1 protein-coding gene is annotated in these 339 nt (G+C 73.5%); it reads left to right on the forward strand.

Annotated elements, in window-relative coordinates:
• Positions 1-339: copper resistance protein B (locus tag H926_RS30830; RefSeq protein WP_043609248.1), on the forward strand; the 339-nt coding region annotated here is incomplete at both ends.

Raw genomic sequence — 339 nt, forward strand, 5'->3', positions numbered from 1 at the left:
CGCAGGATGCTGCGGCGCCGCCGCCGCCACCGAGCGACCATGCTGCCGATGCCCTGTTCGATCCGCAGGCGATGGCGCGCGCGCGGGCGGCCCTGGTGCACGAGAATGGCGGCATGGCGGGGAGCCAGGTGATGGTCGACCAGTTGGAAGCGCGCGGCGGCGGCGATTATGCCTGGGAAGCCAAGGGCTGGTGGGGCGGGGACAGCGACCGCCTGGCGCTGGAATCGCGCGGGGAAGGGGCCTTTGCCGGGCGGGTGGACCGCGCCGAGGTGCAGGCAGGCTGGCTGCATGCACTGGACCCGTGGTTCAACCTGCGCGCCGCGGTGCGCCAGGATCTGG

Origin of the sequence: Novosphingobium sp. B-7 (genome assembly GCF_000410615.1) — a bacterium.
GTDB lineage: Bacteria > Pseudomonadota > Alphaproteobacteria > Sphingomonadales > Sphingomonadaceae > Novosphingobium > Novosphingobium capsulatum.